The organism is Planctomycetota bacterium (assembly GCA_026387035.1).
Taxonomy (GTDB): Bacteria; Planctomycetota; Phycisphaerae; order FEN-1346; family FEN-1346; genus JAPLMM01.
In genome coordinates this window covers 1-3,800 of record JAPLMM010000298.1, presented here as the reverse complement: position 1 = coordinate 3,800, position 3,800 = coordinate 1, and the positions used below count along the sequence as shown (strand labels likewise).

7 protein-coding genes are annotated in these 3,800 nt (G+C 63.4%); all 7 read left to right on the top strand.

The features are described 5' to 3' along the window. The first annotated feature begins 152 nt into the window (after nucleotides 1–152). The 7 genes from NTX40_11370 (at nucleotide 153) to NTX40_11340 (ending at nucleotide 3,737) form a co-directional block, all read left to right on the top strand. Nucleotides 153–1,169: a hypothetical protein gene (locus NTX40_11370; protein MCX5649674.1), complete on the top strand. Its 1,017-nt coding sequence runs from the start codon at nucleotides 153–155 to the stop codon at nucleotides 1,167–1,169. Next, entirely contained in the window at nucleotides 1,153–1,536 is a 384-nt protein-coding gene (locus NTX40_11365) for a hypothetical protein (protein MCX5649673.1), read from the top strand. The genes NTX40_11370 and NTX40_11365 overlap by 17 nt, the downstream gene beginning before the upstream one ends. Then, nucleotides 1,533–2,078, top strand: a complete 546-nt coding sequence (locus NTX40_11360; protein MCX5649672.1) for a hypothetical protein — start codon at nucleotides 1,533–1,535, stop codon at nucleotides 2,076–2,078. Before NTX40_11365 ends, NTX40_11360 begins: the two co-directional genes overlap by 4 nt. Continuing rightward, nucleotides 2,038–2,316 (top strand): hypothetical protein, encoded by a 279-nt coding sequence (locus NTX40_11355; GenBank protein MCX5649671.1) that lies wholly within the window; start codon nucleotides 2,038–2,040, stop codon nucleotides 2,314–2,316. Before NTX40_11360 ends, NTX40_11355 begins: the two co-directional genes overlap by 41 nt. A 56-nt stretch (nucleotides 2,317–2,372) precedes the next feature. Then, a complete protein-coding gene (locus NTX40_11350; GenBank protein MCX5649670.1) occupies nucleotides 2,373–2,585 on the top strand; it encodes a hypothetical protein in 213 nt (70 codons plus the stop codon). Between the two features lie 186 nt (nucleotides 2,586–2,771). Beyond that, complete coding sequence (locus NTX40_11345) at nucleotides 2,772–3,215, top strand: hypothetical protein (GenBank protein MCX5649669.1); 444 nt, start codon at nucleotides 2,772–2,774, stop codon at nucleotides 3,213–3,215. Between the two features lie 90 nt (nucleotides 3,216–3,305). Continuing rightward, complete coding sequence (locus NTX40_11340; protein MCX5649668.1) at nucleotides 3,306–3,737, top strand: hypothetical protein; 432 nt, start codon at nucleotides 3,306–3,308, stop codon at nucleotides 3,735–3,737. The last annotated feature ends 63 nt before the right edge of the window (nucleotides 3,738–3,800 follow it).

Below are 3,800 nucleotides of genomic sequence, written 5' to 3'. Positions count from 1 at the left end.
ACCTCGGCGAACTCTGGGGCGACGAGGCGGGGTATCTGGCGGGGCCCGAGGGCTTCGACCGATATGTGCGCCTCTTCCGGACGCCGGCGGGATGGACGATCCTTCTGCATCCGCCGCGGATGGTCTGATTCGCAGTCGCGTGGAGACGAACGATGGCCTGGAGCGACCGGTGGCCCCCCGCAAAGGGCGACGCGCTGGATGCGGACCTTGTGATCAACGAGGTCCGCGCGGCCCTCGCGGAACGCGAGGCTTTGGTCCCGGCGGGCTTCGTGCCGTCGGCGTTCAATCGCTGGGACCCCCTGGTCGGCGAGCCGGAAGGGAAAACCGGCGGGCAGCCCAACCGGACGATGGCCAACTTCCAGCACCAGATCGAACAGATGCTGCTCCTGGCCTGGCCGTACCGCTGGTGGGACCCGAACCGGGAGGCGCTTTACGGCTTGGCCAACCTCTGCCAGGACGCCTTCGGGAAAAACAACTGGACGCATGACCTGACAGATGTGAGCGCCCCCTGGACGCCGGCGGCCGCGGCGTTCTTCGACGAACTTTACAGGGCGATCAATCGGCTGGACCGCGTGCGGATTCTGCCGACGGTCTCGGAGGCCGCCCGGCGCGATAGCGTGTACCGGCTGATGTTCGGCATCAGCGATTGGCCGCAGGACCGCGCCGACACCTTCGCCCTTTTCGACGGCCAGGACGACGGCGTCGCGTCGGGCCTCGCCTACGACGTCGGCATGGGCGGCGAGGTGTACGACGACTCTTTCAGCCAGCAATGGTTCCTGGAGTCGCGCGAGTTTCGGATGACGTTTGCCACGGCCGCGCTCGCCGGCTGCCAGGTCCGGCAGGCCCGGCTGGACTTCACGACCGAGGCGCCGTCCGGCTCGGCGGACTACTCGGACACGTTTACCGCCGAGGTGGTGGACGGCGAGGGCGATCCCCTCGACACGTTTGTGAGCGACGACTACGGCCCGAAAGCGATTCTCATCCCTGCCGTCGCCATCAACACCGGCGGTGACACGGTCCTCATGGTCCGTTCGGCGCGGCCAGACTCGTTCGACCGGCCGGAGTGGGATCCGTCCGGGCCGGATTATACGAGCACGTACCGCGAAGGGCTGGCGGTAGCCGGCCCCGTGAGGCTCATCGTGGAGGTGGACTTTGAGTACGGCGGATAGATTTGCGTCCGGCCGGGGGCCGTACGTCACCCGGGAAGTGTGCGAGACGCTTCATGCGGAGCAGCGCGAGGCCAACCGCCGCACGTGGGATGAACTGCGCGGCCTGAGGCGCCTGGTCATCCTGCTGGTGGTGGGCGGGCAGTTGTTCTCGGGCGGCGTCAACCTGGCGGGTCTGGGGTACTGGCTTCGGGCGCACGAGGCGGGCCCCCATCCCGGAACGGTCGAGATGGTGGAAGCTGTGCGCGGCGAGGTCCGCGAGGACTTGCGGGACCTTCGGCGCGAAGTGAAGAACCTGGTGGCCACGTTGATGGCGCCCCGCGATGGTACGAACCCGCGAGCCCTGTCAGACGAAGGAGGAAATCCATGAGCCGTGTCTTGAGAATCGGCGCTGTTGTTGCACTGTTCTCGGCACTCCTGTCGGTTTCGGGTTGTGCCCCGCAGGCGCTCGAGCAGTGCCAGCGTCTCCAGTTGGCCGCCATGCACCAGTACCGCGATGAGATGGCGGCGTACCACGCGAAGGCAAGCGCGCAGTTACTCGCCGAAAAGCGGGCGCGGTTGGATGTGGCGGTCGAGGCGTCGCTTTCGCAGGCGGCCGACGGCGGGGGGCGCGTGCCCCTGGCGACGGTGATGGAAAAGGTGCGGAAGCGCGCCGCCTTGGAGGACGAGGTGCGGGCGAACCTGGCGCACCTCGACGTGGAGTTCGGTCAGCGCCAGGCGGCGTTCGGCCGGGCGATCGAACTCGGGGAGGAAGCCCTGGACCTTGTGGCGGAATACGGGCGCCTGGCGGCGCTCGTGAGGGGCCTGTTCGTCCGCGAGCCGGAGGCCGAGCAGGCGATGGGTGAGTACGCGGCGCAAAGGAGTGAGAGCGATGGCGGAAGCGGAAGCGAAATTGGGACAGGCGGCGATTGAGTTTCTGGAAGCGGCCGGCGAGGCCGCCGAGGAAACGGCGCGCACCGCCGACCGGGCCGACCCTCTCGACGAGGTTGAAACGGACGTTTTCAGTCTGGGCGAGTTCGAACCGGTCGTGGACGCGCGCGACTTGGTGGAACTGAAGCGGCGCCTGCGCCAGGAGCGCCTGCTGCCGGCGACGCTGGTGGAACTCGTGGGCCTGGCGCGCCAGGTGGCGACGGCGCTCCTGGAAGGCTGAGCGAAGGGCAGGCCGTGAAAGGCTCGCCCGCGGGAACAGCGAAGGAGAAGCAAGTCATGGCGGAACTGCTGAAATCGAAGAAGATGATTCTGAGCCTGCTGGGCATTGCGGCCGTCGTGGGTCTCGTCCTGGCGGGGCGCGACCTGGAAACGATCAAATGGGTCGGCGGGTTCATCGCCGGCATGGTGGCCAGCCTGAACCTCGGCCAGGGCCTTGCCGACGGCCTCTCCGAGGGCCGTACCAGCGCGACTTCTTCAGAAAGACCTTGACGCGGGCCCATTTATAGGGTATATTTGAGATACATGAGGGGCGATTAGGGAGACTTTAGGCTCTGCCGAGCCGGTTCGAGGGTGGTTTTTTTGGCTTGTTTTTAACTTGACGGACCATCGTCCCTCGGCGACACTCGGTATCTAGGCTTGTTTGTCTGTGCCAAAGGGGTAAAGATTCGGATCTGGATGCCCGATATTAAGAAAGGGTGCGTCATGCCAGATGGTTACGGTAGCGTCGCCGCGGAGGCCGCCGAATTTTTCGGTGGTCCAGATGGCATCCGGCAAATTGTTCGAAATGCGGTGAACCCCGCTTGCGCGGATGCCGGCTTCTCCCCCGAGAAATTAGCCGAGATGGTTGGGCTGCCAAAGCCAGATGTGGTTAAGGCCCTAAACGGCTCCCCTAAGTTCCTGACTGAACGGATGGCGCTGCGCCTCATGGCGCTGCTGGGCATTTCGCTTGACGATGTCCTTCCGGGCGCTTGCCTGCTGAAGGCTGACCTCAACGATTGGAACGACAAGCGTATCGCAATGCGCAACGGTTGCATCGCCACCGCCGGTTCGGCCAACGATGACGTCGAGATCAATGCGAAACTTTTTATTCGTCTCCAAGCCATGTCCACGCTGGGTTAAGTGCCCAATTTTTTTCTTGCTTCTTGATCTGTCATTCGGTAAATTCCAAACAAGATGCCTTAGGTCTACTTTGCGCAAGGAGGCGTGCTTATGAGTGATAAGCACCGGTTCCGCACGAAGCAAGCCCAGGAGCTTCACGAAAAAAAGGCGATCTTGTTGCTTAAGCGGGTCTTGACCCGGTGGTTTGACCTAATAACAGCGGAAGACCTTCCGGCGAAGGCTCTTGCTCAGGCAGTAAGCCGTGCCGGAGTTGCTCCCGGGTTATGCAACTTGTTTGAGCATTGTGCGTCAAATGATGTCGAGGATCCTCGTAGGCAGTGTGAAATAGTGATCAGCAGACTCGTGGGAAAGCAGTTGGATAAAGGTGTACCTGCATCGTGGTTGTGGCAACACGGGCCTGAAGGTAAGTATCCGAGAATCGTTATTGATGAGAAGGCTATGGAAACTGGCCTTTCGCAGGTTTCATGCGGCGCGGGTGGCGGTGGAGAAGAGTTGTGCGAGGGTTCCGGCCATTTCGCGTAAGCCCCTGCGCCGGGGGGCACAGGCGAAAATGGTTTGCCGGATCGTTTCCTCGCGGACGGCGGC

What these genes read in the sequence shown, in the direction of transcription:
- NTX40_11355 (MCX5649671.1), top strand. Translation starts at nt 2,038, where the DNA reads ATGGCGGAAGCGGAAGCGAAATTGGGACAGGCGGCGATTGAGTTTCTG.
- NTX40_11345 (MCX5649669.1), top strand. Translation starts at nt 2,772, where the DNA reads ATGCCCGATATTAAGAAAGGGTGCGTCATGCCAGATGGTTACGGTAGC.
- NTX40_11340 (MCX5649668.1), top strand. Translation starts at nt 3,306, where the DNA reads ATGAGTGATAAGCACCGGTTCCGCACGAAGCAAGCCCAGGAGCTTCAC.
- NTX40_11370 (MCX5649674.1), top strand. Translation starts at nt 153, where the DNA reads ATGGCCTGGAGCGACCGGTGGCCCCCCGCAAAGGGCGACGCGCTGGAT.
- NTX40_11360 (MCX5649672.1), top strand. Translation starts at nt 1,533, where the DNA reads ATGAGCCGTGTCTTGAGAATCGGCGCTGTTGTTGCACTGTTCTCGGCA.
- NTX40_11350 (MCX5649670.1), top strand. Translation starts at nt 2,373, where the DNA reads ATGGCGGAACTGCTGAAATCGAAGAAGATGATTCTGAGCCTGCTGGGC.